The 269-nt window shown below is 63.9% G+C and carries 1 protein-coding gene; it reads left to right on the top strand.

Annotated features, from left to right (window positions below; genetic code table 11):
• On the top strand, positions 1–269 hold a 269-nt coding region (locus QP381_RS09060), incomplete at both ends, for a methyltransferase (RefSeq protein ID WP_285068684.1).

Raw genomic sequence — 269 nt, 5'->3', positions numbered from 1 at the left:
GGCTTGGGCGGGGCAACGAATTCGCTACTGGCGTGGACGCCCAGGGAACACTTCGGTACCGTCCTCGACCTGGGGTGCGGATCGGGAGCGCAGGCGTTGGCTGCTACGGCACACGCTGATTCGGTTACTGGCGTAGATATTTTGCCGCGAGCTCGTGGAGCGGCAGGCGTGGCGGCGCAGCTGGCCGGTGAGTCCGTTGAGCTTTTGCAATCCGATATGTTTTCGGCGGTGCGAGGGCGTCGCTTCGACCTGATCGTCTCTAACCCGCC

The organism is Pauljensenia sp. UMB6358, assembly GCF_030216865.1.
GTDB classification, from domain to species: Bacteria; Actinomycetota; Actinomycetes; order Actinomycetales; family Actinomycetaceae; genus Pauljensenia; species Pauljensenia turicensis_A.
Note: the sequence above shows the minus strand (reverse complement) of the source record. Positions and strands in the feature narration are given on the sequence as shown.